Here is a 25125-nt window from a genome sequence, read left to right on the forward strand (position 1 = left end):
GGGCTGGTTCCGAGGGGCTACTGCCGGTGGAATCGCTCCCGGACGGCGTCCATGCGGGCGCGTAATTCGTCCGGGCTGATCACGCCGCGATCCATCAGGGTGTGCGCCGTGACGACGACCGAGCGGGTGCGTACCGGGAAGTCGCGATAGATCGTCTCGCCCAGTGTGTCCTCGGCGTGGCGGCGTTCCAGGTTGTCGAACGCGCCGCGCCACGAGAGGCATTCGCACGTGGCCTGCATGCTGGACTCCCACGGGTCGGGTTTGCCGTCGAGTTCGGGCAGCGAGGTCTCCCGGTGCGACGTGGGGTCCAAGGTCTCCAGCAGGACTTCGTACGGACCGCTCGTCACGGGCGTCCCTCCTTCTCGGCGGCGGCTTCGACTCGGTTCGGTGGCTGCTGTGCGGTCCAATCGGCCTGGGGCAGTGCCACGCCGATCATCGTGTCCCGGGTGACGATGGCCGCCAGTTGTTCCTCGGTCCAGCCCTCGGTGCCCTCGGGGCGCATCGGCATCACCATGAACCGCGACTTCTGGTTGGAGTCGTGCACGCGGATCTCGACGTCGGGCGGGAAGTGCAAGCCGAATTCGGCGAGCACTTCGCGGGGCCAGCGCACCAGGCGGCGACGGTAGTTGGGCGTGCGATACCAGTCCGGGGACATCCCGAGCACCGGTCGCGGATAGCACGAGCACAGCGTGCACACGATGACGTTGTGCACCTCGGGCGTGTTCTCCAGCACGTAGAAGTAGGTGTAGTCGCTCGGCGTCCCCGATCCGGTCGGATCGCGCCAGTCGATGCCGATCTCCTTGCACGTCTCGGTGCCGTCGGCGAGCATGCGGGCTTTGAACTCGGGGTCGGTCCACGCCTTGGCGACCAGCTTCGACCCGCCGTGCGGACCCACCGATTCGGCCCACTCCGCGAACCTGCGGTGGTCTTCCTGGGAGAACAGCCCCTTCTCGATGGCGAGTTCCCGCACCGCCGTCTCGAGCACCTCGAATTCGCTGATCTCTTCGCTGGTCCGGATCGGCGCGTGCGCGTCGTGATCGTGGGTCGGGCTCACTGGGCATCCTCCTCCGCGGGCTCGAGCCAGCGCTCGGAGACCTCCGTCTCCAAGGTGTCGACGTCGAAGCCGGTGTATTTGGGCCATAAATCCTTCTGGCGGAATCGCACGACGTAGAACGGCTCGACGCGACCGTCGTCCCGTCCCCATGCCTCGTCCTCCGGGATGATCCACTCCGGCCGGTACTCGACGACGACACCGATGTGCCCGCGGGTGTAGGCCTGCATGCGGGTGTGGAACATCGACGTGGCGTCGCGGACGCGCACACGGTCGCCGATCCGGTACCTCCTGCTCATGTGCGCGCCTCCATTCGTGCGCGTACTTCGTCCAGCTTGGCCGACAGTTCGTCGGGGGTGATCAATCCCTTGGCGACCAATGTCTTCGCCGCGACGGTCGCCCAGCGCGCGTAGTAGGGGAGGCCGAAGTACAGCGTCGCGCCGAGGTCGTTCTCCGCTCGCCTGCGTTCCTCGGAGTTCCATACGCCGCGCCAGCCGAGGCATTCGCAGGTGACGTACGTGCTCATCTCCCAGGCCTCTTCCTCCTTCTCCCGGTACTCGACCGGAGTGTCCGGCTGGCCGCCCACGTCGTGCAGAACGTGCCGGAGGGCGGCGAACAACGCGTTCGAGATCTCGTAGGGCGAGTCCAGCGGCTCGCGAAAGACCGGTGCGAGGTCCGCGACGCGATGCTGCAACTCGTCGAATCGGTTCGGTGCGCTCATCATGTCTCCGAAGTGACGGATCCTGGGTCCACGGCGGGGCGGTTGCGACAGGTGTGCTCGCGCACGCCTTCCCTGGTAGGAACTGGAGGGGGAGCGAGCGCCATGGAAACTCCAACGGGACGGCCCGCCCCAGGCGGGTGCAGTCGGACGACGAGGTGTGACCTCGGTCACAATCGCATGGTTCGGATACCGAGCGTACACGTCGAGATCGATTTGCTGAAGGATGCCTGTGGCGCGGCGAAGACGGGCGCGCCCGGCTCGGAGAATTGCGCTGCCGACCCTCTTGACTAGCGGAAAATGTGGAGGAAACTAGTCATTACACCGGAGCACCGGTAGGTGAGCGCACTGTCAGCTGAGACGTCGGTAGGCAGTGAAGACACCGACCCAGGATCCGGCTAGGCCCCCGGCAAGCCAGTCGCAAAACCGGAGACTCAGCGACGACTGAGGATCACGGAAACGACGAGACTACCGGGGACTGATCTGTGTAGGGGGTCTTTCGCCTGGTCTCAGGCTCGCGAACAGGACCGGAGTCGCGGCTGAATCGGCCCACTCCAACGGAATGCTGATGGTTGACTAGCCGTGTGCCGGCTGTCTCGGCCGCACATTCGGCAACCCGTATCAGGAGGCACCCGCAATGCCCACTCATGACGGAAGCTGGCCGCAGGGAACACCGTGCTGGGTCGACTGCCAGGTCGACGACCCGGCGCGCGCCCGCGAATTCTACGGCGCACTCTTCGGCTGGGAGATCCAGGACAGCCCGCCCGAGGCGGGGGGATACCTGATGGCGATGCGCAACGGCCGCGCGGCCGCGGGCATCGGACCCAAGCCGGAAGGCATGCCGATGCCGTCGGTGTGGACGACCTACCTCGCCGCCGACAGCGCCGACGCCATCGCGGAGAAGGTGAACGCCGCGGGCGGTTCGCTGATGATGCAACCGTTCGACGTGCTCGATGTCGGCCGCATGGTCGTCGGCGCCGACCCCACCGGCGCGGTCTTCGGGATCTGGGAGGCAAAGGCCCACAGCGGCGCGGGGGTATACAACGAGCACGGCGCCTACTGCTGGAACGAGCTGCACACCAGCGATTACAAGAAGGCCCAGGAGTTCTACGCCGATGTGTTCGGCTGGCAGTACTCCGAAATCGGCGACGGGGAGAATTTCGTCTACTCCACCTTCAGCTTGCCGCAGGGCGGGGACGCCGTCGGCGGCATCAACGACTCGACGAAGATGCCGGGCGACAACCCGTCGTATTGGCTGGCCTGGTTCCAGGTCGGCAACACCGATGACGCGCTCGCCAAGGCGCGCGATCTCGGCGCCACCGTCATGTCCGGACCCGACGACAGTCCCTTCGGCCGCATGGGCCTCGTCCAGGGGCCGCAGGGTGAGGTCTTCGGCCTCATCGATCCGACGACGACAGTCGGGGAGCCGCCGACCGGCGCGTGAGTCGTCCGGCGGCGACAACCGAGCCGCCGCGCTCGGTTGTCGCCGCCGGAGCAATCGTGGTCTCGGCGGGGGTGTCGACGGACTCCGCGGCTCGCGGCGCGGGAGCGTAGGGCCCGGTCGACACGGTTCATGAACGACGCTCGTGCCGACGGGTGCGGCGATTCATCGAGGTCCAGGCCCCGGGCGATAGGTCAGTCGGAGCGCGCCGATTCCGGCGACACCAGACCGTGCTGATGGGCGTAGACCACGGCGTGGATGCGATCGCGGACACCGAGTTTGGCCAGGATACGGGAGACGTGGGTCTTCACCGTCTCCTCGCCGACGCCGAGCTGCGCGGCTATCTCGGCATTGCTGCGCGCGTCGGCGAGCAACAGCAGCACCTCCAGTTCGCGGGCGGTGAGCTGATGGACCTCCGGTGGGGTGCGCGGCGGTGCGAGCGTGGTCGCGAAGCGGGAGACCAGACGGCGGGTCATCGACGGGTCGATCAGCGCGTCTCCACGCGCCGCGATCCGGATGGCCGTGACCAGTTCTTCCGGCGGCAGGCTCTTCAGCAGGAACCCGCTGGCGCCCGCCTGCAGGGCGCGATACAGGTTGGCTTCGCTGTCGTAGGTGGTGAGCACCAGGACGTGCGTGCCGCCCGCGGCCACGATCGCGGCGGTGGCGGCGAGCCCGTCCAGTTTCGGCATCCGGACGTCGAGGATCGCGACATCCGGTCGTACCCGGGCGGTCTCGCTGATCGCGGCGCGGCCGTCGCTCACCTCGGCGACGCAATCCAGATCCGGCTGACTGTCGACGACGGCGCGCAGGCCGGAACGGAACATGCTGTGGTCGTCGGCGATCAGGACGCGGATGGGCAGGTTCACGATCCTCCGATCGGCACCGACACCGTGGTGTGCCAGTGCGTGGCGTCGCGGCCGTAGTCCAGGTCGCCGTCGAACAGCTCGGCGCGGCGGCGGATTCCGTTGAGGCCACGCGGTACCGAGGTGTCCGCGGTGACCGGTTCGGCGGCGAGGGGATTGGTCGCGCGCAGCACCACCCGCTTGGGCAGGTACTCCACCTCCAGTCGCGCGTGCGTACCGTCTCCGTGCCGCAGCGCGTTGGTCAGCATCTCCTGCACGATGCGGTACAGCGTGATGTTCAGCGAGTCCGGCAGTTCCACCGCCTCGCCGCGCACGTTTGTCTCGACGTCCAGCCCGGCCGCGCGGACGTGCTCGATCAGCCCGTCGATGTCGGCCAGTCCCGGCTGGCGCTGCCCCTCGTCCTCGTGGCCGTGCAGCAGGTCGAGCTGGCGGCGCAGATCGACCATCGCGGCCCGGCTGCTGGACTCCACCGCGGACAGCGACCGGGCGGCGGCCTCGCTCGGCGTGCCGCCGAGGGCCAGCCGCGCCGCGCCCGCGTGGATGCCGATCGCGCTGACGTGATGCGAGATCACGTCGTGCAGGTCGCGGGCGATGGCGGCCCGCTCATCGGTGACGGCGCGCTCCACGGCCGTCCGGTGCTCCTGCTGCCGCAATCGGGCGCGCTGCTCCAGATCGGCGATGTAGGCGCCGCGCGCCGCCGTGTAACGGCCGACCAGCCACGGTACGCAGCCCGCGGAGACGGTCGCGGCGAGCAACAGCCGCCAGTCGTGCGCCGCGGCGCTGTCGGTGAACAGGTGCGCTCCCGCGACTCCCGCGCACAGCAGCAGCATGGTGAGCACGGAGGTCGGCCCGGCGAGCCATGCCCCCGCGCGATATCCCGCCACCAGGAACCCGACGTCGGCGAATCGCACCGGGAATCCGTGCCGGTACAGCAGCAGCGCGGCCAGGAGCCGGACGAGCACCTGCACCGCCGCGACCACGCCCGCCGTCCGGGGCGGCGCGGCCAAGGCGAGATCGGCGGCGACGATCGCCGTCACGGCGGCGACCGTCTGCCACGGCGCCACCGCGAACACGCCGCACAGACCGAGCACCACCGCGTCGATGGCGGCGGCCACCACGGCGACCACCACCGACTGGCGAGCCAGCGACCTGCTCACGTCCACCAGTTCGTCACCGCCTCCATTCGGTTCCGGTGCCGAGCCCTGAGGGTGATCCTAATGATCGGGCCCCGTCCGAAGACGCCGCACGGACGACAACTCTGCCCGGGTGCGGACGCGCCCGCGTCCCCCGTGCGGGGGACGCGAAGTCCCTCGTCGGCGCGATGTCTTCCCAGGCCCGAGCCCGTAGCGTCGGGGATCGACGGCAGACGAAGAAGGAGTACCCATGGGCCGTGTGGAGTTCGAGTTGCTGACCTACGCCATCCCAGCATTCGCGGCGCTCATGCTGGTCGAGTGGATCGCCTACCGCCGTGATCCCGACCGATCCGGCAACGGCGGATCGGCCCGCGACACCGCATCCAACGTGACGACGTTCACGCTGGGCAGGCTGGTCAAGCCGCTGATGCAGCATCTGGTGCCGTTCTCGGCGGTCGTCGTCGCCGCGGCGATCACGCCGCTGCACCTGTCGCCGCGATCGTGGTGGGTCTGGGTGCTCGGCTTGATCGTGACGGATCTCTGCTACTACTGGGCGCACCGCGCCGATCACCGGGTCCGGCTGATGTGGACCGCGCACAACGTGCACCACTCCAGCGAGCACTTCAACCTCTCCACCGCGCTGCGTCTCTCCTGGCTGCACCCGATCCCCAACATCCTGCGTGGACTGGCGTGGGTGCCCGCCGCGCTGCTCGGCTTCCCGGCCTGGATGATCTTCCTGTTGCAGGGCATCGGGTTGCTCTACCAGTTCCCGATCCACACCCAGCGGGTCGAGACGCTGCCGCGCCCGATCGAGTTCCTGTTCAACACCCCGTCGCACCACCGCGTGCACCACGGGTCGAACAAGCCCTACATCGACAAGAATTACGGCGGCATCCTCATCATCTGGGATCGCATGTTCGGCAGCTTCGCCGCCGAGTCCGAACCGGTCCGCTATGGCCTCACCAAGAACATCGGCACCGACAATCCGCTGAAGGTCAACTACCACGAACTGGCGGCGCTGATCCGCGACGTGCGCGGCGCGAGCACCTGGCGCGGGCGGCTCGGGTACGTCTTCGGCCCGCCCGGGTGGACCGAGCACCCCGCACCGCCTGCCTCGATCGAGCCGCCGGTCCGCGCCGAGGAGCACGTCCCAGCCGTGCGGCTCGCGTCCTGATCGACTGGTGACGGGTAGCCGGGCGGCACCAGCCGTCCGGCTACCGGCGGCATCGGTGCCGTTCGAAAGCGGTGGATGACGTGAGCTCGGATCAGACGGAATCGAGATAGAACCGCAGACTCGTGATGCCGTCGCCATCGGTCGCGAACTCCACGACCGCGACTCCCGGTATCGCGCCGAGCCGCACACTCGCCGTGACGGTGCGTCCGGCGGCGATCACCTTGCTCCAGCGCATGTTGCGCGCCCGATTCGTGAACTCCTCCATCGACACCGGTGTGCCCGCGGGCAGTTCGATGTCGATTCGCTGCCCGAGCAGCTCGCGCACGCGGCTGAGGTCGGTGCTCGCCGCGGCGGCGAAAAGCTTTGTAGTAGCTCGCTTTCCGCGACGACCCACGCCGCCGAGCGCCCGCAGCATGCCCAGCGCCCCGCCGACGCCTTGGTTGACGATCAATTGCGGTCCGAGCTTCAACGCGGCGGCGAGGCCGGGCAGCCCGGTGCGCAACAGCTGCCAGATCATGCCCGCCAGCTCCCAGTGCGCGGCCAGGTAGGCGATCTTCCAGACGCCGTCCTGTTCCACCAGCCGGTAGCGCAGATGCATCGGGACCGAGACGGTGGCGCCGGTCGACATCGTTGTGACGATGGTGAGGTCGCGCAGCACCGTCGGCGGATGGACCAGGTCGCGCTCGACCCGGAACGCGATGGTGTTCGGCCCGATGAAGGTGTCGTAGAAGCGTTCGATGGCGGCGCGGCCGACGTGCGGGCGCGAGCCCACCGGGTCGTTGACCTCCGCGTCCGGGGCGAACAGGCCGACCCACGCGGACTTGTCGTGCGCGGCGACCGCGAGCGGCGACGCCTCGACGGCCGTCAGCAGCGCTGCGCTCGAGTGATCCAGCGGCATGGCAGAACCTCCGTCGACGTGAACCGGACTCGACACATGGTAGAACAAGTTCTAGTTCTGGCGTCGTGTTCCGGTGCGTCCGCGCCGGTCGCCTCCGCACGACAAGGAACTCGATGGTGCGGACGCTTCGCCACCACCGCCGTCGGCTTCGATCTGGAGAAGTTCGCCGACTGTCCGGTGGATCGGAAAGCCTTGATTCCGTTCGTAACCTGACCTCGGGGGCCTGTGCCGCTCGCGAATCTATCGAGTCGGTGATATTGCATCGGACCAACTGGTCGCGGGTAGTTACCTGCGCTTTCTCGGATAGCTTCGACAAAACGATGCGGAAACGCTGCGTTTGGGCGATTTCGGGCTACAGTCGGGTCATGGGTATCGAGTACGCGAGCGTCATCGATCTACCCCGGTCCGAGGTTTTCGCCTGGCACGCGCGCCCCGGCGCCATGACCCGCCTGGCGCCGCCCTGGCAGCCGGTGTCGCCCCGCGCCGAATCTGACTCGCTCCGCGACGGGCAGGCGGTGCTCGGACTGCCCGGCGGCCTGCGCTGGGTGGCCCGGCACGATCCTCGTGAGTACGACCCGCCGCGCCGATTCGTCGACGCGGTGACCGTCGACGGAATCGGGTCGCTGCCCGCCGGGCTGCTGCCGTGGCGGCACACCCACGATTTCGAGGTCGTCGACGAGACGCGCACCCGGGTGGTGGACCGGGTGGACGCGCCGGTGCCCGCCGCGGTGCTGCGCCCCATGTTCGCCTACCGTCACCGGCAGCTCGCCGACGATCTCGCGGCCCACGCGCGGGCGGCGGGGGCGGGGTTCGTGTCGAAGACCGTCGCGGTGACCGGAGCATCCGGCACGGTCGGTTCGGCACTGGCCGCGTTCCTGTCCGCCGGCGGGCATCGCGTGGTGCGGCTGGTCCGGCATCCACCCCGCGCCGCGGACGAAAGGCAGTGGGTCACCGCCGAGCCCGCGCCGGATCTGCTCGACGGCGTGGACGCGGTGGTGCATCTGGCCGGCGCTTCCATCGCGGGCCGGTTCACCGAGGGGCACAAGCGAGCCATCGCCGACAGCCGGATCGGACCGACCCGCGCACTCGCCGAAGTGGCGGCCCGGGCGGCGGTGCCGGTGTTCGTGAGCGCTTCCGCGATCGGCTACTACGGCGCCGACCGGGGCGACGAGGCGCTGACCGAGCAGTCGGCGCGCGGTGCGGGCTTTCTCGCCGACGTGGTCGAAGGATGGGAGGCCGCCACGGCGCCCGCCGCGGAGGCGGGGGTGCGGGTGGTGCGCGTGCGCACCGGAATCGTGCAGTCCCCGCGCGGCGGCACGCTGCGGCTGTTGCGCCCGTTGTTCACGGCCGGGCTCGGCGGCCGCATCGGTGACGGTCGGCAATGGCTGTCGTGGATCGGGATCGATGACCTGATCGACGTCTACCATCGGGCGCTCTGGGACACCGGGTTGTCGGGTGCGGTCAATGCGGTTGCTCCGCAACCCGTTCGGAACGCGGAGTACACCGCGGTCCTCGCGGGCGTGTTGCACAGGCCCGCACTGTTGCCGGTGCCGGGGTTCGGTCCGGCGCTGCTACTGGGGCGCGAAGGCAACCGGGAAGTGGCATCGGCCAGCCAGCGTGTCGTGCCCGCGCGACTGGCCGAAGCCGGTCACCCGTTCCGCACCCCGGCCCTGGAACCGGCGCTGCGGCACTTGCTCGGCAGGCCCGCGGACTGACCTGGGCGACACCGAGGGGACGCCTGAGGCGGTTCTGGGTCCGGCGGGATGTCGTTCATGGGCGAGTCGCGTCCGGTCGGTGGCCGCAGTCGACGCGAGGCGTTGCGTAGGCGAGGGCCGAATCGTGTTACGGCGCATCGCTGCCGACGGGTGGCGAGAGCTGGGATGGCGGTGGCGTGTGCTCGATCATCGCTCGTCTTCCTACTGTGGCGCTGCGACAGCGATACACCTGTCGGTAATGCATCAATTTTGCATCGAATATTGGGAGAAGGATCGGTGCCGTCAGTCATCGATCGGGTCCCACATGATCTGCGCCGGAGAACGATCCGCGGCGAGTGTTCCGTTCCGGCGTATCTCGACGCCTCAGGCGAGCAGGTCGGCGGCGTCGAGCAGACTGTCGACACGTTCCACGCCGTCGGGGAGGAGGACCGCCTCCCAGCCGGGGCCGCCGACCAGGACTCGGGCCCTCGCGCCGAGGCACGCGCGTACCGCGGAGGTCAGCGCGGTGGACTCCTGCTGCGACCACAGCAGCACGGCGGCGGGGTTTTCGAACCGGGCCAAGGTGTCGGCGAGCGCGGCGGCGGGCACGTCGGCGCCGAGCATCCGCGCCCCCACACCGCGTTCGGCGAGGGCCGCGCGCAGCACCTCCAGCGGAAGCGAATGCGTTTCCCCGCTGGTGCAGGCGAGTACCACCGGCGTCGTGCCGACGGGCGCCGACGGCGGGTTCGTCCGGTGCAGCACCGAGATCACGCACCAGGACAGCAAGTGCTCCACATCGATGCAGCCCTCACCGCTGAGCTGGCGGTCGACGATGTCGGCGAAAGCCGGTCGGCACAGCAGATCCCAGGTGTCCACCACGCCGAACGCGCGGACATGCGCTTCGATCCGATCGGAGACCGCGGTGGTGTCCAACGCGAAGGCCGCCTCCAGCAACGATTCGCGGCGCCCGAGGGTGGGCGCGGGCCCACGCACCGCGGCGGCCGCACCCGCCGGGCTCGCGCCCGCGCGGATCAGGGTCAGCATCCGCTCGAGCATGGCGATGTCGGCCTCGGTGTACAGGCGGTGCTTGCCAGGGCGGTGCTGCGGCGGGCCGATGTCGTAGCGGCGGTTCCAGCTGCGCAGCGTCGCGGTCGGGATACCGAGGCGTTCGGCGACCGCGCGCACCGTGTATCCGGCCGCGTCGGACACGGGGACGGGACCGGCGGGCATCGCACTATTCTGCCCGCCGCCGACGGGATTCGTTCCACCCGGCCGGTCGACGGGTCCGCGCGGCGGCGCCACGTCATCCTCGATCTCTGGCCGGGCGGTCGCGCGTGAGCCGACGGGCTGTCGCCGTGCGCCGGGGCGCTGTCCGCGGTGTCATCGGTCCTCCGTGAAGAGCTGTTTGCATCAATTATGCATCGTTCTATGGTAATGTGGACCGCGTCGCCGATTTCCGAGGAGTTAGCGTGCACCGTCGCGATCTGCTGCGTACGTCCACCCGCCTGCTCATCGCGGCGGTGTCGGCCCTGTCCGTCACGGCGCTGGCGGCTGTGGGCGCCTCCGGGGAGCCCGGTCAGGTCGCCGGGCCCGCGCCGGTGCCGCGCCTCGAACTGGAGCGGTATCTGGGCACGTGGCGTCAACTCGCCGCTATCCCGCAGTACTTCAACCTCACCTGCGCGCGGGACACGCAAGCGAACTACGCGCTCGATCCGCAGGGCAATATCGCGGTGCGCAACACCTGCACCACGTGGGCGAACACGCAGAACGAGATCAACGGCACCGCGGTGGTCAACGATCGGGAGACCGGGGCGCAACTGCACGTCAGCTTCCCCAGCGTGCCGACCCAAGACGCTTTGGACGGGCCGACCAACTACATCGTCACCGCGCTCGGCCCGGACTATTCGTGGGCGGTGGTCACCGACCCGAGCCGGGCATCCGGATTCGTCCTGGCTCGCGCGGTGTCGCTGGACGCCGATGCGTGGCAGCAGGTGCGCGCGGCGATCACCGCCGCGGGCCAGAACACCTGCCTGTATCTGACCTCACCGACGACAGGCGGTGAGTCGCGCATCGTCCCGCTCTGCGCGGGGTGATCCGGCGTGTTCGGCGCTCGCGAGGGTCGCGTCGCGCGGTATGGCTGAGCCGCCCGATGCCGTCCCGGCGCGGCCCTCATGGGCGCCGAGCACGACCGCACCGTCCGAAGGAGGCTCGAGAATGACCATTCGTGCCGCATGTCGGGAGCGTGTGCGGTGACCGTCACGATCGCTTTGTTCACCCGCGACCTGCGGGTGCGAGACAATCCGGTGCTGACCGCCGCGCACCGGGAGGGCGCCGAGGTGGTGCCGCTGTTCGTGCTCGACGACGCCATCCTCTCCGGCCGCTTCGCCGCGCCCAACCGAGCCAGGTTCCTCGCCGCCGCCCTCGCCGAGTTGGACGACGAACTGCGCGCCATCGGCGGCGGCCTGGTCGTGCGCCGCGGTGACGTGGCCGCGGAGGTCGATCGCGTGGCGGCGCAGGTGCGCGCCGCGAGCGTGCACGTCGCCGCCGACGTCAGCGGCTACAGCCGCCGGCGGGAACGCGCGCTGCGCGAGCTTCTCTCCCGCCGCGGCTGCCTGCTGCACACGCATCCCGCCACCGTCACCGCCGCCGATCCGGAGACGCTGTTGCCCGCCACGGGGCGCGACCACTTCGCGGTCTTCAGCCCGTATTTCCGGCGCTGGACCGACGCGCTACAGCGCAAGCCGCTGAACAAGCCGCGCAACCTCACGGTGCCGCGGGTGTCCGGCCTGCCGCTGCCGGACGCGGCCGAGCTGTGCGCGGGCCCGACGTCGCCCCAGCTCACGGTGGGCGGTGAGACGACGGGCCGGAAGATCCTGCGCGACTGGTTGTCCGGCCCGGTGGAACACTACGCGCGCGACAACGACGACCTCGCCGCCGACGCCACCTCACGGCTGTCGCCCTACCTCCATTTCGGCTGCTTGTCGCCGGTGGAACTGGCGCACCGGGTCGACATGTCGAGCGAGGGCGGCCACGCGTTCGCCAGGCAGCTGGCTTGGCGCGACTTCTACCACCAGTTGCTGGCCGCCCGCCCGTCCGCGGCCTGGTCGGACTACCGTCCCCGCTCGATCCGCTGGCGCGACGACCAGCAGGCGATCGACGCCTGGCGGGACGGGCGCACGGGGCACCCGGTCGTGGACGCGGGCATGCGGCAGCTGCGCGCGGAAGGCTGGATGCACAACCGGGCACGACTGATCACTGCCAGCTTCCTGACCAAGTCGCTGCTGGTCGACTGGCGGGTCGGAGCGGAGCACTTCCTGCGCTGGCTGGTGGACGGCGATCTGGCGAACAACCAGCTCAATTGGCAATGGGTCGCGGGTACGGGGACCGACACCAGGCCCAACCGGGTGCTCAATCCGCTGCGCCAGGCGCAGCGCTACGACCCGGACGGCGCGTACGTCCGGCGCTGGATTCCGGAGCTGGCGCATCTACCCGGTGCGCGCATTCACCGACCGTGGCGGGAAAACGTCGATACGGCGGACTACCCGGCGCCGATCATCGACGTCGTCGGGATGTAGTGGGGCCGAGTCACCCGGACAGCTCGTTCGGCGGCTGCGCGACGAGCACGGCGTCGGCGACCGACTCGAAGGCTCTGATCACGTTCTCCAGTTCGTCGCCGACATCCCGCATCCCGGCGATCGCCGCCAGATCGTCGATGTCGAAGTACCACCGTGCGAACAAGCGGCGGAACGCGTCGTCGGCGTCACCCGCGAGCCGCAGGATCTCGGCGCGATAGCGCGCCGCCCCGACCGGATCCCACGGTGCCGCGAACGATCGGGCCGTGTTCCGGCCGCATTCCTCGACGATGCCGATGATCTCGGCGAGTTCGTCCGCGAGCGCCGTCACGCGGTGCCGGTGGGCGAGTTCGGCTGTCGCCGCGAGGTGGACCACGACATCGCGCAAAGCGCGGGTGAGATCGCAGTTCGGCTCGCACGCGATGCCCTCGGCGAGTGCCGAGAGCCGAGCGTGTACCGCGTCGGGAACGACGGGAAGCATGTCGAGCATCGCCGCGGCCCGCCCGACCGTATCCGCCGCCCGCCGAGAACAGTCGTGCGAGTGTCTCCGGGCCAACGGTTGCGACGATGTCACAGGTGCTCCTGACGGTCGATCGAAAGGTTTGCGCGCGGCGACGTTCCGCCCCGCGGTCGCGACCGGTGCCGCGACACAGATGATTCGAAGAGCGAGGACACGCGGATCAAGCCGCCTCGACCACCTACGTTCCCGCGCGAGCTTGGCGAATCCCGTTCGCGCGCGTTTGAATTGATGTGTCGAGGATTTGCCATGTCCGAGGAAAGGGGCCTGTCATGGGCACCGTCGAAATCGCGATCACCATCGGCCGCATCGTGGACACCTTGCAGAAGGCGCTGATCCTGCTCATCCTCTGAGCGACTCGTGTTTCCCGGGCCCGCCGACGAAGGTTGCCCGGGAATCACGGAGATTCGCTGGATCGTTCTCCCGGTCGATCAGTCGCCGTGCACCGACCGGTGGAACTCCCATGCGTCGGAGACGATGTCGGCGAGGTCGGGGCGCTGTGGCTTCCAGCCGAGCCGGGTCCCCGCTTTGCCGCTCGCGGCCACGCAGACGGCCGGGTCACCCGGCCTGCGCGGGCCGTAGTGGACCGGGAAATCGCGTCCGGTGACTTCGCGCACCGTGTCGAGCACCTGCCGGTTGGAGTACCCGCTGCCGTTGCCGAGGTTGTACACCTCGTATTCGCCGGGACGGATGGCCTCCAGCGCCAGCAGGTGCGCGGCGGCCAGATCGGCCACATGCACATAGTCGCGGATGCAGGTGCCGTCCGGCGTCGGGTAGTCGGTGCCGTAGAGGGTGAACGAATCACGTTGTCCCGCAGCGGCTTGCAGCAGGATCGGGATCAGGTGCGACTCCGGCTCGTGCCGCTCGCCCAGGTGCGTGTCACCGGTGGCGACGGCGCCGGAGGCGTTGAAGTAGCGCAGCGACGCCGCGCCGAGTTCGCTCGCGCCGCACTCGCCCGCGATCATCAGGTCCACCGTCGCCTTGGTCGCCGCGTACGGGTTGGCCGGACGCACCTCGGCGCTTTCGTCGAAGGGTGTGCTGCCGTCGCCGGTGTACATCGACCCGGTGCTGGAGAAGATCAGGCGCGGGGTGCCCGCGGCGCGAACGGCGCGCAACAGGGCGAGCGAGCCTTCGATGTTGTTCCACCAGTACTTCTCCGGATTCGCGACCGATTCGGCGACCTCGATCTTGGCGGCGAAGTGCAGCACGCCGTCGAAGCCCGCCGCCGGGGTGAGCACATCGGCGACGCGGTGGATCGACAGCTCGTGGAACGTCGCGCGCGGCGGAAGGTTCGCCGGGAAGCCGGTGGACAGGTCGTCGAGAATCACCACTTCATGGCCCGCGTCGACGAGTTGATGCGCGACGACGCTGCCGATGTAGCCGGCGCCGCCGGTGACGAGAAGCTTCACGGATGTCCTCTCCTGGGGTGGCTGGCGGAAGATCTCAGGGTAGGCCGTGACGAGGGCGTCGACGGCCGGGTCCGGGTTCCGAACCATCATCGCGTCCGAGCCCGGCCGGGGAACGCTGTCTAAGCTGTGAATTCGCTGGAGATATCGATCCGGCTGCCAGCTATTTCCCAGCGCAGTATCGGGCTCCCTCGAGATCCCGGGCCGAGCATCGTTCTCGCGGTCGAAGTCCGGCCGATGGCCCCACGGGCCGATACCAAGGAGAACGAGTATGAAGGCGTTGAAGTCCAAGGTGGCGAAGGCCGCGGCCGTCGGAGGCATCGCTCTGGCGGCGGTCGGCGTCGGCGCGGGCGTCGCGAGCGCGGATCCGGGCCACGACGATCGTGACCACGGCCGCGGCCCGGTTCCCGAGCAGCACCACCAGGACCCGCAGCCGAGCCCGCACGGATTCTGGTTCTTCAACCAGTGGGTCCCGTTGCCCTGAGTCCTTCGACACGCCGCCGATCAGGTCGATTACCTCGCTGGTAATCGACCTGATCGGCATTGTGGGCGAGGCTCGGATCATGGTGACGAACAGCAGGCGGCGAAACCGCTCCGCACTGGCCGGTGCGCTGCGCGGCTTGGCGCTCGGGCGGGTCGCGCTGGGCTCGGCCGCGCTCGTGGCCCCGCGGACGCTGACCACGGCGCTCGGCGTGCGGCCCACGCCCGAGCTCGACTACATGGCCCGGATCTTCGGCGCGCGGGCGATCGCGCTCGGCCTCGGGTATCTCACCGCGCCCGCCGAGGAGCTGCCGCGCTGGCAGCGCCTGGCGTTGCTGGTGGACATCCTCGACACGACACACGGCGGGGTGCGCGTCCTGCGCGGCGACGTCCCCCGGCCGACCGCGGTCGCGCTGGTCGCCCTGACCGGCGGGTACATGCTCGTCGGCGCGACCAGGCTGGCCAGGGATCTGCTGTGAATGTCTTTGGCACACTGGTGCGATGGCGACCGTTGTGGCATTCCACGCGCACCCCGACGACGAGACGCTGCTGACCGGCGGGACGCTGGCCGGACTGTCCGCCGCCGGGCACCGGACCGTCATCGTGGTGGCCACCGACGGCCATATGGCCGATCTCGACGGCCGGAAGGCGCTGCGGCTCGGTGAGTTGGAGGCGAGCGCCGCCGCCCTCGGCGTGCACCGCGTAGCGCACCTCGGCTACGCCGACAGCGGGCACGGCCCGGTGCTGTACGCCGACCCGCCGGACCGGATGCGATTCGCCCGCGCGGACCCCGAGGACGCGGCGCGTCGGCTGGCCGCGATCCTGCGCGAGGAGAACGCGGAGATCCTGCTCAGCTACGACCGCAACGGAGGGTACGGCCACCGCGACCACATCCGCGTGCACGAAGTGGGCAAACGCGCGGCCGAATTCGCTGAAGTGCCGCGCGTTCTGGACGCCACCCTGCCCCGCGATGGTTACGCACGCCTCGTGCGTTCGCTGACGCGGCTGGGACTTCCTTTCCACTACGACTTGTCGGTGCTCGACTCGTTCTACAGTCCACGTTCGGCGATCACCCACCGGATCGACGTCTCCGCCCAAGCCGCCCGTCGCAAGACCGCTCTGGCCGCCCACCGGTCGATCATCGAGGGCTCCAGCCGCTTCGCGGCCATCGCGAAGGTGCTGCTCCGCATGCCGACGCCGGTGCTCGCCCGGGTGATGCGCTGGGAGTGGTTCGCCGAAGAAGGCGCTACCTCGACCTCGGGAACTCCGCTCGACGACATCTTCCGGCCCGCGTCCCGCTGAGCGGTGTGCCCTCTCAGGTTCGCGACCCACCGCGTTACTTGTGCGATTGCGCCGACGAGATTTTCCGAAGCAAGCAGCATTCGATTCCGGCGCGGGTCGTGATGCGCGGGCTGGTCCGACTGGATCCGGACGAGCGCCGCTGGGACCGCGCCGAACCCGGGCGCTACCAGCCGGTGCGTCGATGCCGATAGAGCACGGTCGGTGGTTGCCCGCGCGTGAACGGGAAGCCGACCGGTGTTCGACGGTTGCGTCAGGTGAGCGGTGAGGTTCGGCGCGGAAGCCTCTCTCGCGGCGGCCTACTGCGGTGGCATGCGCTCACCTGCGGAGCGCGTATCGGCGGGTTCCCGAGGCAACACCACGGTGAAGGTCGCACCGCGGCCCGGTTCGCTGTCGACCGACACCCGTCCGCCATGGGCCGTCACCAGGGCTTGGACGATGGACAGGCCGAGGCCGGCGCCGCCGCTGGTACGGGTGCGTGACGCGTCCGCGCGGTAGAAGCGTTCGAACACCCGGGCGGCGGCCTCGGGAGACAGGCCGGGGCCCGCGTCGATCACGTCGACCCGGACACGATCGGGAGCGGCCGTGAGCCGCACCGTGATCGGCGTTTCCTGCGGTGTGTGGGTCAGGGCGTTGCCGAGCAAGTTGCCCAGTACCTGGCGCAGGCGGGCCTCGTCGCCGATGACGTCCATGGTTCCCTCGCCGTCGCCGAGTGCCAGTGTGATCGGGCGATCCGGCGCGTCGGGCGAGGGTTTCTGGCGGGCGGCGATGGCCCTGGCGTTGTGCACGGCGTCGCCGGCGAGGGCGAGCAGGTCGACGGGTTTGCGCTCCAGCGGGCGTTTCTCATCCAGTCGCGCCAGCAACAGCAGATCTTCGACCAGCAGACCCATCCGCTCGGCCTCGGCCTCGATCCGGCCGACCACCATCCCCGCGTCGCTGCTGGCGCCCTGACGGTACAGCTCGGCGAAACCGCGGATCGTGGTCAGCGGCGTGCGCAGTTCGTGGCTGGCGTCCGCGACGAAGCGGCGCATCCGCGTCTCCGAGCGGCGGGCCGCTTCCTCCGAGGCCTCGGTCGCGGCCACGCCGTGCTGGATCTGCGCGAGCATCTCGTTCAACGACCGCGCCAGATGGTCGACCTCGGTGTCGACGCCGCGCACCGGGACCCGCCGGTGCAGGTCGCCGCCTGCGATCGCCGCCGCGGTCTGCTCCACCTCGCGCAAGGGCCGCAGGCTGCGCCGGATGACCAGGTAGCCGACGGCGCCGAGGGCAAGCAGTGCCGCCGCCCCCGTGCCGATCTCGAAGAAGATCAGCCGCGATACCGTCTCCTGGTTGTCGGTGAGTGGCAGGCCGATGGTGGTCGAGCCGTACTGGTTGGTGGTGGTCAGTACGCGCCAGCGCACCGAGGAACCGTCCGCGGAACCCACCGTCTGCGGGGTGTGGGCTTTCGCGCCGCTGAGATCCGGGTTGCCCGCGGCGCTGTTGGCGCCCGGTAGGTCCTGATACACCTGCCCGTCGGCGCCGGTACGCAGTTCGAAGAACCGGCGCGGCTGTTCGCCCGCCGATCTCGGCTGTACCGGCAGGGCCGGGAGATCGGCCGGAAGCCATTGCACTCGACCGTCGCTGGTCGTCACTTGGCGCATCGGACGCGGTTCCGCCCACTGCCGTGCCGCGTCGTAGAGCTGCTCGTCGGTGCGCTGGGTGAGCGATCGGCTCAGCGCCGAGGTCACCGCCGCGCCCGACGCGAACAACGCCGCCGCGGTCAACAGCAGCAGCACGATCACCAGCCCTATCCGCAGCGGGACCGCCGACACTCGCCGCGCGAGTTTCTCCCGTACGCTCACGTCCGGCTCGCCTGCGGTTCGCGCAGCACGTATCCCACGCCACGCAGCGTGTGCAGCAGCTTCGGTTCGGTGGTGTCGATCTTGCGCCGCAGGTACGACACATACGACTCGACCACGCCCGCGTCGCCGCCGAAGTCGTAGCGCCAGACGTGGTCGAGGATCTTCGGCTTGCTCAGCACCTTGCCCGCGTTGACCATGAAGTACCGCAGCAGGGTGAACTCGGTCGGCGACAGCGACACCGGCGCGCCCGCTTTCCACACCTCGTGGCTGTCGTCGTCGAGCACGAGGTCGCCGACCGACATCCTGCTGGCGTTCTCCTGGACGGACTGTATTCCGCTGCGGCGCAAGATGACTCGGAGCCGGGCGATGACCTCATCCAGGCTGAACGGCTTGGTCACGTAGTCGTCCGCGCCGAGGGTGAGGCCGGTGAGCTTGTCGTCGACGTCGTCACGCGCGGTCAGGAAGAGCACGGGGGCGTCGACCCCGTCGGCGCGCAGTCGCCGCAGCATCCCGAACCCGTCCATGCCCGGCATCATCACGTCGACGACGAGCGCGTCCGGCCGGAAGGTGCGCACGCGGTCCAGCGCCTCGGTTCCGCTGAGCGCGGTGGCCACCTCGAAGCCCTGGAACCGCAGGCTCACGGCGAGCAGTTCGATGATCATCGGTTCGTCGTCCACGATGAGGACGCGGGCTTCGGGTTCGGTGCCGGTCATGATCCCATGATTGCGCCGCAGGCACGGAGCGACCTGCGAGCAAGCTGGGTATTTCCTGGGAGCCACGCGGGCGCGGACACGCGAACGGAGTATCGCCGCGTCGCGGGACGCGGCGATACTCCGTCGGCAGGGATCGGAATCGTCAGCTGGTGGGTGCGGTCAGGTCGTAGACCGTGACGTTGCCGACCGTCTTCGCGGTGTAGTGCGCCTTCACCCACTCGGTGATCTCGTCCGCGGCCGACTTCTCGTCCCCGGAGCCGGGCCGCATGCCCTGCCCCTGCGCGATGAACCAGTGCACCTCGCCATCGGCCACGTACTGCTGGAACCGAGCCAATGTCGGCGCGTCGTCGCCGCCGCTGAAGCCGCCGATCGCGATCACCGACGTGCCGGTGCGCAATTCCAAGCTCGACGCGGTGCCGGAGCCGATGCTCGCCGCCGACCACCGGCTGTCGGTGTTCTTCAGCAGGGCGTTCAGCTCGGCGTTGTCGGCGCTGCCGCCCGGTCCACCGCCGCCGGGAGCACCGCCCGTGGGAGCCCCGTCACCGGTCGGCATGCCGCCGTCGGCCGTCATGTCTCCGGTGGGCAGTTCGCTGCCGGTGGGAGCCGCGTCTCCGGTCGGCCGGCTTGTGCCGGGAGGAGCCACGCGGCCGGCCCCGGACGCTCCGTCGGCGGCCTCGGCGCGGCCGTCGTCCGCTCCCGGGCCCGGACCACCGGCTCCGCCCGCACCGGGCCCGCCCATGGAACCCGCCTGCGCGGGCCCGGAGGTGGGGATGCCGCCGCTGTGCGCGTGGGTGACCGTTTCGACCGCGTAGGCCGTCGACCCGGCGAATCCGGCGAGTAACGCCGTGGCCGCGATCGCGACGGCGATCCGGCGGTGCGCGCCGACCAGCAGCGCCACCGTGGCGATCGCCGTCGCGGCCACTACGGTCCAGCGCAGCCACGGCAGCCAGTCCGGCGTGCGGTTCAGCAACACGAAAGCCCAGGCGCCGGTGACCGCCGACAGCAGTGCCAAGGTGATCCTGGCCGTCACGTGCCCGCGCCGCCGCCACAGTTGCGTCACCGCGATCGCGGCGACACCGGCGACGCCCGGCGCCAGGGCCACCGTGTAATACGGGTGGATGATGCCGCTCATGTAGCTGAAGACCAGGCCGGTACCGAGCAACCAACCGCCCCAGAGGATCAACCCCGCCCGCAGCCGATCGGTGCGCGGCGCGCGGCCACTCAGCCATAGCCCGGCGACCAAGCCGATCAGCGCGACCGGAAGCAGCCAGGAGACTTCGGTCGCCATGGTGCCGCTGAACAGCCGGGCCAGTCCGGTGTCGCCGCCGAACGCGCCGCCCATGCCCCCGCCGCCGGGGCCGCCGGATCCCCCTCCACTCGGATTGCCGCTGCCGCCGAGCAACCGGCCCATGCCGTTGTAGCCGAGCGCCAGTTCCCACAGGCTGTTGTCGGTCGACCCGCCGATGTACGGGCGCGAATCCGCGGGCCACAACTCCACCAGCAGCACGTACCAGCCGCCCGCGACCACCATGGCCGCGCACGCGGTGACCAATTTGCCGATGCGAGACCAGAATCCGCCCGCTCCCGCGACCAGGAACACCGAACCCAGGGCGGGCAGGATCAGGAACGCCTGCATCATCTTGGTCAGGAACGCGAAACCGATGGCGACACCGGCCAGCGCGAGCCAGCCGGTGCTCGCCGAACGCCAGCGCGGGTCGTGCGAGTCGATCGCCCGCACCGTGCAGTAGGCCGCCGCGATCAACAGCAGGGTCAGCAGCGCGTCCGGGTTGTCGAAGCGGAACATCAACGCGGCGACGGGAGTCGCCGCCAGCGCCGCACCCGCCAGCAGGCCCGCGCCGGGCCCGCTCCAACGCCGCACCGCGGCGTACAGCAGGGCCACCGAGCCGACGCCCATCAACGCTTGCGGCGCAAGCAGCGACCACGAGCCGAATCCGAACAGCCGCCCCGACAGCCCCATCACCCATAGCGCCGCGGGCGGCTTGTCCACCGTGATCGCGTTGCCCGCGTCGTGCGCGCCGAACAGCAGTGCCTTCCAGCTCTGCGTGCCCGCCTGCGCCGCGGCGGCGTAATACTCGTTCGCCCAACCGGATACCGTCAGATTCCACAGATACAGCACCGCGGTCGCGCCGAGCAGCGCGAACAACGCCGGGCGCGCCCATCGCGGTTGGGTCGCGGGCCCGAAGAACACGCGATCCGCCCGGGACCGGCGTGCCGGTGCGCGATGGGCGCCGACGAGTCGCTCGTCGGCCGCAACGCCCGGCGGGACGCTCGTGATCAGCGCCATGATTTCGCCTTCCTTTCGTCTGAACCTCTGCTCGAAGGCTAGGAAGGCAGCCTGCCCGCAAGCTGGGGCAAACCTGGGAGTGCGCTGTGCGGCCGAGCGGCCCTCGTCACTCGCTCGGCGGGATCAGACCGTGCTGACCACCTCCTCGTACGCCAGTCGCGGCGAACGCGGGAACCACGCGTTCGGGCCCGGCTTGCCGATATTGACCACGACGAGGCCGGTGTATTCGCCGCCAGGGAAGAAGTCCTCGTCCAGGCCCGCGCCGTCGAAGCCGTTCATCGGGCCCGCCGCCAGACCGGCGGCACGGACGCCGAGGATGAAGTAGCCGATCTGGATCAGGGCGTTGAAGCGCGCGGACTCCGCGCGGTAGTCGGCGTCCGCGAAGTAGTCCTTGGCCTCCGGCGCGTGCGGGAACACCGTGGGCAGGTGCTCGTGGAAATTCAGGTCGGCGGCGAGGATCGCCGACAGCGGCGCGGCGGCCGTCTTCGGCTTGTTGTTGTCGATCATGTGGGTGACCAGCCGGGCCCTGGCCTCGGGGCTGCGCACCAGAACGATCCGCAGCGGTTGCTGATTCATCGAGGTCGGTCCGTATTTGACCAGCTCGTAGATCGCGCGGATCTGCTCGTCGGTGACCGGCTCGTCGGTGAAGGCGTTCGCCGTGCGGGCCTCCCGGAACAGCAGGTCCCCGGCGTCGGCGGCGAGCGTGAGCAAATCCGGCTGAACGGAGTTCACAGGGTTTCTCCTCGATAGTGGTCGGATCAGTCGTGGACGACGCGCCGCGACCGGGTCAGCAAGGCGCCGTCGGCGCGGACGAGCACGTCGTGCACGACGCAGCTCGGCGCGATCTCCGGCTTGCTGTTCGGGCGGATCTTCACCACCAGGCAGTAGGCGGTGGACACGATGGTCCCGTCGTCCTGCGGCTGCAGGTTGATCATGTTGAACCAATGCCTGCGCTGCATCGGGTCGGTTTCGAAGCGCTTGTGGAACTCGACCAGGTCGGCGATGATCCCGGCCCTGGTCCGGGCCGGCGGAATGCCCGGTGTGTGCTCGAATTCCGCGTCCTCGGTGAAAGTCGCGGCGTAGCCGGGGATGTCGCGGTTGTCCAGCCGCTGCATCTGTTCGGCGTAGAACTGCTGGACCTCGGCGTACAACTCGGTGCGGCTGGCGACGGTGGTCATGGTTGCTCCTGTGGTCGCGGCGGGGCTCGGCTGCACGCCAGCGTGGTCCACGCCGCTAGAGCCTCGGTTGAGCCGACCTCCGTCGTCCGCGGTTGACCGGATCTATAGGACGCGGGTCGACCCTGGTGGTCGAGAAGCCCGGCGAGTTCGGAAGTTCGACCGATGGAGGAGTCATGGCGGAAAATCGGCGCGTCGCGCTGGTCACCGGAGCGACCAGCGGAATGGGCCTGGAGATCACCAAAAGCCTGGCGGCCCAGGGGATCGCGGTGTTCCTCTGCGCTCGGGATCAGCAGCGGGTGACCGACACGGTGAAGAGTCTGCAGGACGACGGTCACGAGGTGGACGGCACCGTCTGCGACGTCGCCGACGCCGCGCAGGTCCGCGAGTACGTCGACGCGGGTGTGCGGCGCTACGGCCCGATCGACATCCTGATCAACAACGCGGGCCGCAGCGGCGGCGGCGTCACCGCGCAGGTGACCGACGAACTGTGGTTCGACGTGATCAACACCAATCTCAACAGCGTGTTCCTGATGACGAAGGCGGTGCTGAACGCGGGCGGCATGCTCGAGCGCGGCAGCGGCCGCATCGTCAACATCGCCTCCACCGGCGGTAAACAGGGCGTGGTGCACGGCGCCCCGTATTCCGCGTCCAAGCACGGCGTGGTCGGCTTCACCAAAGCGCTCGGCCTCGAGCTGGCCAAGACCGGGATCACCGTGAACGCCGTGTGCCCCGGATTCGTGGAGACGCCGATGGCCGAGCGGGTGCGGGAGGTGTATTCGGGGCTGTGGGGCGTGGACACCGACGAGGTGCACGCCCGGGTCAGCGCGCGAGTGCCGATCGGCCGCTACGTGCAGCCGTTCGAGGTGGCGGCGATGGTCGACTATCTGATCGGGCCCGGAGCGGGCGCCGTCACCGCGCAGGCGCTGAACGTCTGCGGCGGCCTGGGTAATTACTGACAAGGAGTGACGGCAATGACCGCAGTGGAGGAGAACGTCCCCACCACCGGACACGAGGACTATCTGCGGGTGCTGGAGGCGATCCAGACCGGCGCGTTGCAGTTGCTCGCGGGCTTTCCGCAGCAGCCGAGCGCACTGCGCTTCCAGGTGGGGGAGGTGACCGTCGAGGCCGAGTGGGCGGCCGTGCCCGCACCGATCGCGGCGGCCGCGGTGGAAGCCGTCGCCGCGCCGGAGGCTCCCGCGCTCGGCGCGGTCGTCCGCGCGCCCAGTGTCGGCGTGTTCTATCGATGCCCTGAGCCGGGCGCGGACCCGTTCGTCGAGGTCGGCGAACGGGTGAGCGCCGGGCAGCAGGTCGGCATCGTCGAGGCGATGAAGTTGATGATCCCGGTGACGGCGCAGGCGGGCGTGATCACCGGGATCCTCAAGGAAGACGGCGAACCGGTTCAATTCGACGAGCCCCTGTTCTCGTATTCGCCGGAATGACGGTGTGTTTCGAGCGGGCGGCCGCGACGCCAGGTGAGCACCCGGCGTTGTGTCCGCCCGCCGACCTGTGCGGCGCCGATGAGCGTCAGCACGTCGCCGTTCAGCGACATCTGCCGCACCTGCTCGGTCCGCGCCCATGCCGGGTTGGAGCAGACGCTGATCGCGTGCACCACCTCCGTGCCGGTGCGCCGCCAGGTGCCCGCGTACCCCATGAACGGGGTGGCTCCCTGGGCTCCGTCGGTGCGCATCATGCTCACCGACATGTAACCGTGCGCGCCGTAGATCAGCAGGCCGCGCGGTGCGTCACCGAGCGGGCCCGTGCTGGTGACGTCCTGCTCGTCGATGTCGTAGTAGGAGACCAGTTCCCAGGTGCCGACAAGATCGGTTGCGTTCATGACACCGACGATGGCGGCCGCCGCTCTAATCACGCTGTAGCCGGTTGCCGGGCGAAGCGGTGACTGGCCCGCACCAGCTGCCAGACGACGTCCAGCTCCTCGCGATCGCGCGGCCCGTACACCATCACCAGCGTCCCGGGCAGGTATCCCCGCCGGGCCATCGGATGCGCCTCCGCCCAGCCCAGCCGAACCGGCTGCGCCACAGTGTCTTTCGGCAGGCACATGTGCAGACTGCCGTCCCCGTGCCCGTGCAGGTGGGCGAATTCGGTGCCCGCGAGATACGCCTCGCGGGGTCCATGGGCGATCGTCGGCCGCAGGTGCAGGGCCCGGGTGTCGGGCAGGGAGACTCCACTGCGGCCGAGCAGAACGCCGTCGAGCGTGGTCATCCGCGACCACAGCTCCTCTTGCAACTCCGGCGGAGCGATCTGGTCGAGTTGCTGGTGCGGATTGTGCGCACGAGTGCGCGGCCGGTCACCGGAGCGCCGTGGCAGATCCAGGCGGCCGTCCACTGTTGTCGTCGTCATGACTGTGCTCCCTTCGGATTTCGCGTATTCGCGACCCCTGGAAACACATTACTTTCCAAAGTATAGTAGTAACCAAGGGGAAAGTGACTTACCGGGAGGACGTATGACAACCGCGCCGGTCGACCCTTGTCCGATCACACCCGTCATCGACCTGGTGTTCGGCCGCTGGTCCACCCAGGTGCTCTGGGTGCTCACCCACGACGGCAAGCTGCGCTTCACCGAACTGCAACAGCGCATTCCCGGCCTGACACCCAAGGTCCTCACCCAGCGCCTGCGCCAGCTCGAACGCGACGGCCTGGTCGCGCGCACCTACCACCCCGAGGTCCCGCCGCGCGTCGAATACGAGGCGACCCCACTGGCCAGAACGCTCACCCCGGTGTTCAGCAGCATCGTGACCTGGTCGTCCGAACACCTCGGCGAGGTCCTCGCGGCCCGCGCCGCCTACGACGCGGGAGAGACCCCGGGCTGATCCGCCCTACCGAAG

Annotated in this window: 28 protein-coding genes; 11 read left to right on the forward strand and 17 right to left on the reverse strand. The window is 69.5% G+C overall.

All coding sequences use genetic code 11. The features are described from left to right. Positions 1–17: 17 nt before the first annotated feature. Genes ACFV2O_RS20440 through ACFV2O_RS20455 form a run of 4 tightly spaced genes read right to left on the reverse strand, consistent with a single transcriptional unit; the run spans position 18 to position 1772 of the window. Entirely contained in the window at positions 18–347 is a 330-nt protein-coding gene (locus tag ACFV2O_RS20440) for a ScnB (RefSeq protein WP_379253151.1), read from the reverse strand. Next, positions 344–1054: a thiocyanate hydrolase subunit gamma gene (gene scnC / locus ACFV2O_RS20445; RefSeq protein ID WP_379253152.1), complete on the reverse strand. Its 711-nt coding sequence runs from the start codon at positions 1052–1054 to the stop codon at positions 344–346. The genes ACFV2O_RS20440 and scnC overlap by 4 nt, the downstream gene beginning before the upstream one ends. Continuing rightward, entirely contained in the window at positions 1051–1350 is a 300-nt protein-coding gene (locus tag ACFV2O_RS20450) for an SH3-like domain-containing protein (protein ID WP_379253153.1), read from the reverse strand. The genes scnC and ACFV2O_RS20450 overlap by 4 nt, the downstream gene beginning before the upstream one ends. After that, on the reverse strand, positions 1347–1772 hold the full coding sequence (locus ACFV2O_RS20455) for a hypothetical protein (protein ID WP_355079882.1): 426 nt from the start codon (positions 1770–1772) through the stop codon (positions 1347–1349). Before ACFV2O_RS20455 ends, ACFV2O_RS20450 begins: the two co-directional genes overlap by 4 nt. A 634-nt stretch (positions 1773–2406) precedes the next feature. On the opposite strand from ACFV2O_RS20455, the gene ACFV2O_RS20460 reads away from it, so the two are divergent. Further along, complete coding sequence (locus ACFV2O_RS20460) at positions 2407–3213, forward strand: VOC family protein (protein ID WP_355079880.1); 807 nt, start codon at positions 2407–2409, stop codon at positions 3211–3213. A gap of 191 nt (positions 3214–3404) precedes the next feature. On the opposite strand, the gene ACFV2O_RS20465 is transcribed toward ACFV2O_RS20460, so the two are convergent. Beyond that, positions 3405–4076, reverse strand: coding sequence for a response regulator (locus ACFV2O_RS20465; RefSeq protein ID WP_379253154.1), 672 nt, complete (start codon positions 4074–4076; stop codon positions 3405–3407). Further along, the gene (locus ACFV2O_RS20470) at positions 4073–5236 is read right to left on the reverse strand and encodes a sensor histidine kinase (protein ID WP_379253155.1); all 1164 of its coding nucleotides are present in this window, start codon (positions 5234–5236) and stop codon (positions 4073–4075) included. Before ACFV2O_RS20470 ends, ACFV2O_RS20465 begins: the two co-directional genes overlap by 4 nt. A gap of 220 nt (positions 5237–5456) precedes the next feature. On the opposite strand from ACFV2O_RS20470, the gene ACFV2O_RS20475 reads away from it, so the two are divergent. Beyond that, entirely contained in the window at positions 5457–6380 is a 924-nt protein-coding gene (locus ACFV2O_RS20475) for a sterol desaturase family protein (RefSeq protein ID WP_379253156.1), read from the forward strand. 91 nt (positions 6381–6471) lie between these two features. On the opposite strand, the gene ACFV2O_RS20480 is transcribed toward ACFV2O_RS20475, so the two are convergent. Beyond that, positions 6472–7278, reverse strand: coding sequence for a nuclear transport factor 2 family protein (locus ACFV2O_RS20480; RefSeq protein ID WP_379253157.1), 807 nt, complete (start codon positions 7276–7278; stop codon positions 6472–6474). Between the two features lie 365 nt (positions 7279–7643). Between ACFV2O_RS20480 and ACFV2O_RS20485 the strand changes: the two genes are divergently transcribed. Next, on the forward strand, positions 7644–8993 hold the full coding sequence (locus ACFV2O_RS20485; RefSeq protein ID WP_379253158.1) for a TIGR01777 family oxidoreductase: 1350 nt from the start codon (positions 7644–7646) through the stop codon (positions 8991–8993). Between the two features lie 363 nt (positions 8994–9356). Here the strand turns inward: ACFV2O_RS20485 and ACFV2O_RS20490 are convergent, their stop codons facing one another. Continuing rightward, entirely contained in the window at positions 9357–10202 is an 846-nt protein-coding gene (locus ACFV2O_RS20490; RefSeq protein WP_379253159.1) for a MerR family transcriptional regulator, read from the reverse strand. Between the two features lie 239 nt (positions 10203–10441). On the opposite strand from ACFV2O_RS20490, the gene ACFV2O_RS20495 reads away from it, so the two are divergent. Together ACFV2O_RS20495 and ACFV2O_RS20500 are read left to right on the forward strand one after the other, a co-directional pair. Next, complete coding sequence (locus ACFV2O_RS20495) at positions 10442–11065, forward strand: lipocalin family protein (RefSeq protein WP_379253160.1); 624 nt, start codon at positions 10442–10444, stop codon at positions 11063–11065. 156 nt (positions 11066–11221) lie between these two features. Continuing rightward, entirely contained in the window at positions 11222–12547 is a 1326-nt protein-coding gene (locus ACFV2O_RS20500) for a cryptochrome/photolyase family protein (RefSeq protein ID WP_379253161.1), read from the forward strand. A gap of 10 nt (positions 12548–12557) precedes the next feature. On the opposite strand, the gene ACFV2O_RS20505 is transcribed toward ACFV2O_RS20500, so the two are convergent. Both ACFV2O_RS20505 and galE read right to left on the reverse strand, forming a co-directional pair. After that, complete coding sequence (locus tag ACFV2O_RS20505; protein ID WP_379253162.1) at positions 12558–13118, reverse strand: hypothetical protein; 561 nt, start codon at positions 13116–13118, stop codon at positions 12558–12560. 374 nt (positions 13119–13492) lie between these two features. Next, positions 13493–14758, reverse strand: a complete 1266-nt coding sequence (gene galE / locus ACFV2O_RS20510) for a UDP-glucose 4-epimerase GalE (RefSeq protein WP_379253163.1) — start codon at positions 14756–14758, stop codon at positions 13493–13495. Here galE and ACFV2O_RS20515 point away from each other — a divergent pair. From ACFV2O_RS20515 to ACFV2O_RS20525, 3 genes are all read left to right on the forward strand, one after another. Continuing rightward, complete coding sequence (locus tag ACFV2O_RS20515; RefSeq protein ID WP_379253377.1) at positions 14748–14951, forward strand: hypothetical protein; 204 nt, start codon at positions 14748–14750, stop codon at positions 14949–14951. The two genes, galE and ACFV2O_RS20515, sit on opposite strands and share 11 nt — an antisense overlap. 79 nt (positions 14952–15030) lie before the next feature. Further along, positions 15031–15426 carry a hypothetical protein gene (locus tag ACFV2O_RS20520; protein WP_379253164.1) on the forward strand — a complete coding sequence of 132 codons (396 nt, stop codon included), beginning with the start codon at positions 15031–15033 and terminating at the stop codon, positions 15424–15426. Between the two features lie 22 nt (positions 15427–15448). Next, the gene (locus ACFV2O_RS20525; RefSeq protein ID WP_379253165.1) at positions 15449–16249 is read left to right on the forward strand and encodes a PIG-L deacetylase family protein; all 801 of its coding nucleotides are present in this window, start codon (positions 15449–15451) and stop codon (positions 16247–16249) included. A 296-nt stretch (positions 16250–16545) separates the two neighbouring features. Here the strand turns inward: ACFV2O_RS20525 and ACFV2O_RS20530 are convergent, their stop codons facing one another. The 5 genes from ACFV2O_RS20530 to ACFV2O_RS20550 all read right to left on the reverse strand — a co-directional run bounded on the left by ACFV2O_RS20530 (position 16546) and on the right by ACFV2O_RS20550 (position 22283). Beyond that, positions 16546–18087: a sensor histidine kinase gene (locus tag ACFV2O_RS20530; RefSeq protein WP_379253166.1), complete on the reverse strand. Its 1542-nt coding sequence runs from the start codon at positions 18085–18087 to the stop codon at positions 16546–16548. After that, entirely contained in the window at positions 18084–18800 is a 717-nt protein-coding gene (locus tag ACFV2O_RS20535; protein ID WP_379253167.1) for a response regulator transcription factor, read from the reverse strand. The genes ACFV2O_RS20530 and ACFV2O_RS20535 overlap by 4 nt, the downstream gene beginning before the upstream one ends. 142 nt (positions 18801–18942) lie before the next feature. Further along, complete coding sequence (locus ACFV2O_RS20540; protein WP_379253168.1) at positions 18943–21105, reverse strand: ArnT family glycosyltransferase; 2163 nt, start codon at positions 21103–21105, stop codon at positions 18943–18945. A 123-nt stretch (positions 21106–21228) separates the two neighbouring features. After that, positions 21229–21837 carry a malonic semialdehyde reductase gene (locus tag ACFV2O_RS20545; RefSeq protein WP_355077922.1) on the reverse strand — a complete coding sequence of 203 codons (609 nt, stop codon included), beginning with the start codon at positions 21835–21837 and terminating at the stop codon, positions 21229–21231. A 26-nt stretch (positions 21838–21863) separates the two neighbouring features. Beyond that, positions 21864–22283 (reverse strand): nuclear transport factor 2 family protein, encoded by a 420-nt coding sequence (locus ACFV2O_RS20550; RefSeq protein ID WP_355077921.1) that lies wholly within the window; start codon positions 22281–22283, stop codon positions 21864–21866. 173 nt (positions 22284–22456) lie between these two features. On the opposite strand from ACFV2O_RS20550, the gene ACFV2O_RS20555 reads away from it, so the two are divergent. Both ACFV2O_RS20555 and ACFV2O_RS20560 read left to right on the forward strand, forming a co-directional pair. Further along, positions 22457–23239, forward strand: coding sequence for an SDR family NAD(P)-dependent oxidoreductase (locus ACFV2O_RS20555; protein WP_355077920.1), 783 nt, complete (start codon positions 22457–22459; stop codon positions 23237–23239). Positions 23240–23254: 15 nt separating this feature from the next. Continuing rightward, entirely contained in the window at positions 23255–23722 is a 468-nt protein-coding gene (locus tag ACFV2O_RS20560; protein ID WP_379253169.1) for an acetyl-CoA carboxylase biotin carboxyl carrier protein, read from the forward strand. On the opposite strand, the gene ACFV2O_RS20565 is transcribed toward ACFV2O_RS20560, so the two are convergent. Both ACFV2O_RS20565 and ACFV2O_RS20570 read right to left on the reverse strand, forming a co-directional pair. Continuing rightward, positions 23683–24117 (reverse strand): lipocalin-like domain-containing protein, encoded by a 435-nt coding sequence (locus ACFV2O_RS20565; protein ID WP_379253170.1) that lies wholly within the window; start codon positions 24115–24117, stop codon positions 23683–23685. The two genes, ACFV2O_RS20560 and ACFV2O_RS20565, sit on opposite strands and share 40 nt — an antisense overlap. A 29-nt stretch (positions 24118–24146) precedes the next feature. Continuing rightward, positions 24147–24641: a luciferase family protein gene (locus ACFV2O_RS20570; RefSeq protein ID WP_379253172.1), complete on the reverse strand. Its 495-nt coding sequence runs from the start codon at positions 24639–24641 to the stop codon at positions 24147–24149. 103 nt (positions 24642–24744) lie between these two features. Between ACFV2O_RS20570 and ACFV2O_RS20575 the strand changes: the two genes are divergently transcribed. Continuing rightward, positions 24745–25110, forward strand: a complete 366-nt coding sequence (locus ACFV2O_RS20575; protein ID WP_379253173.1) for a winged helix-turn-helix transcriptional regulator — start codon at positions 24745–24747, stop codon at positions 25108–25110. The last annotated feature ends 15 nt before the right edge of the window (positions 25111–25125 follow it).

Origin of the sequence: Nocardia sp. NPDC059691 (genome assembly GCF_042733915.1) — a bacterium.
GTDB lineage: Bacteria > Actinomycetota > Actinomycetes > Mycobacteriales > Mycobacteriaceae > Nocardia > Nocardia sichangensis.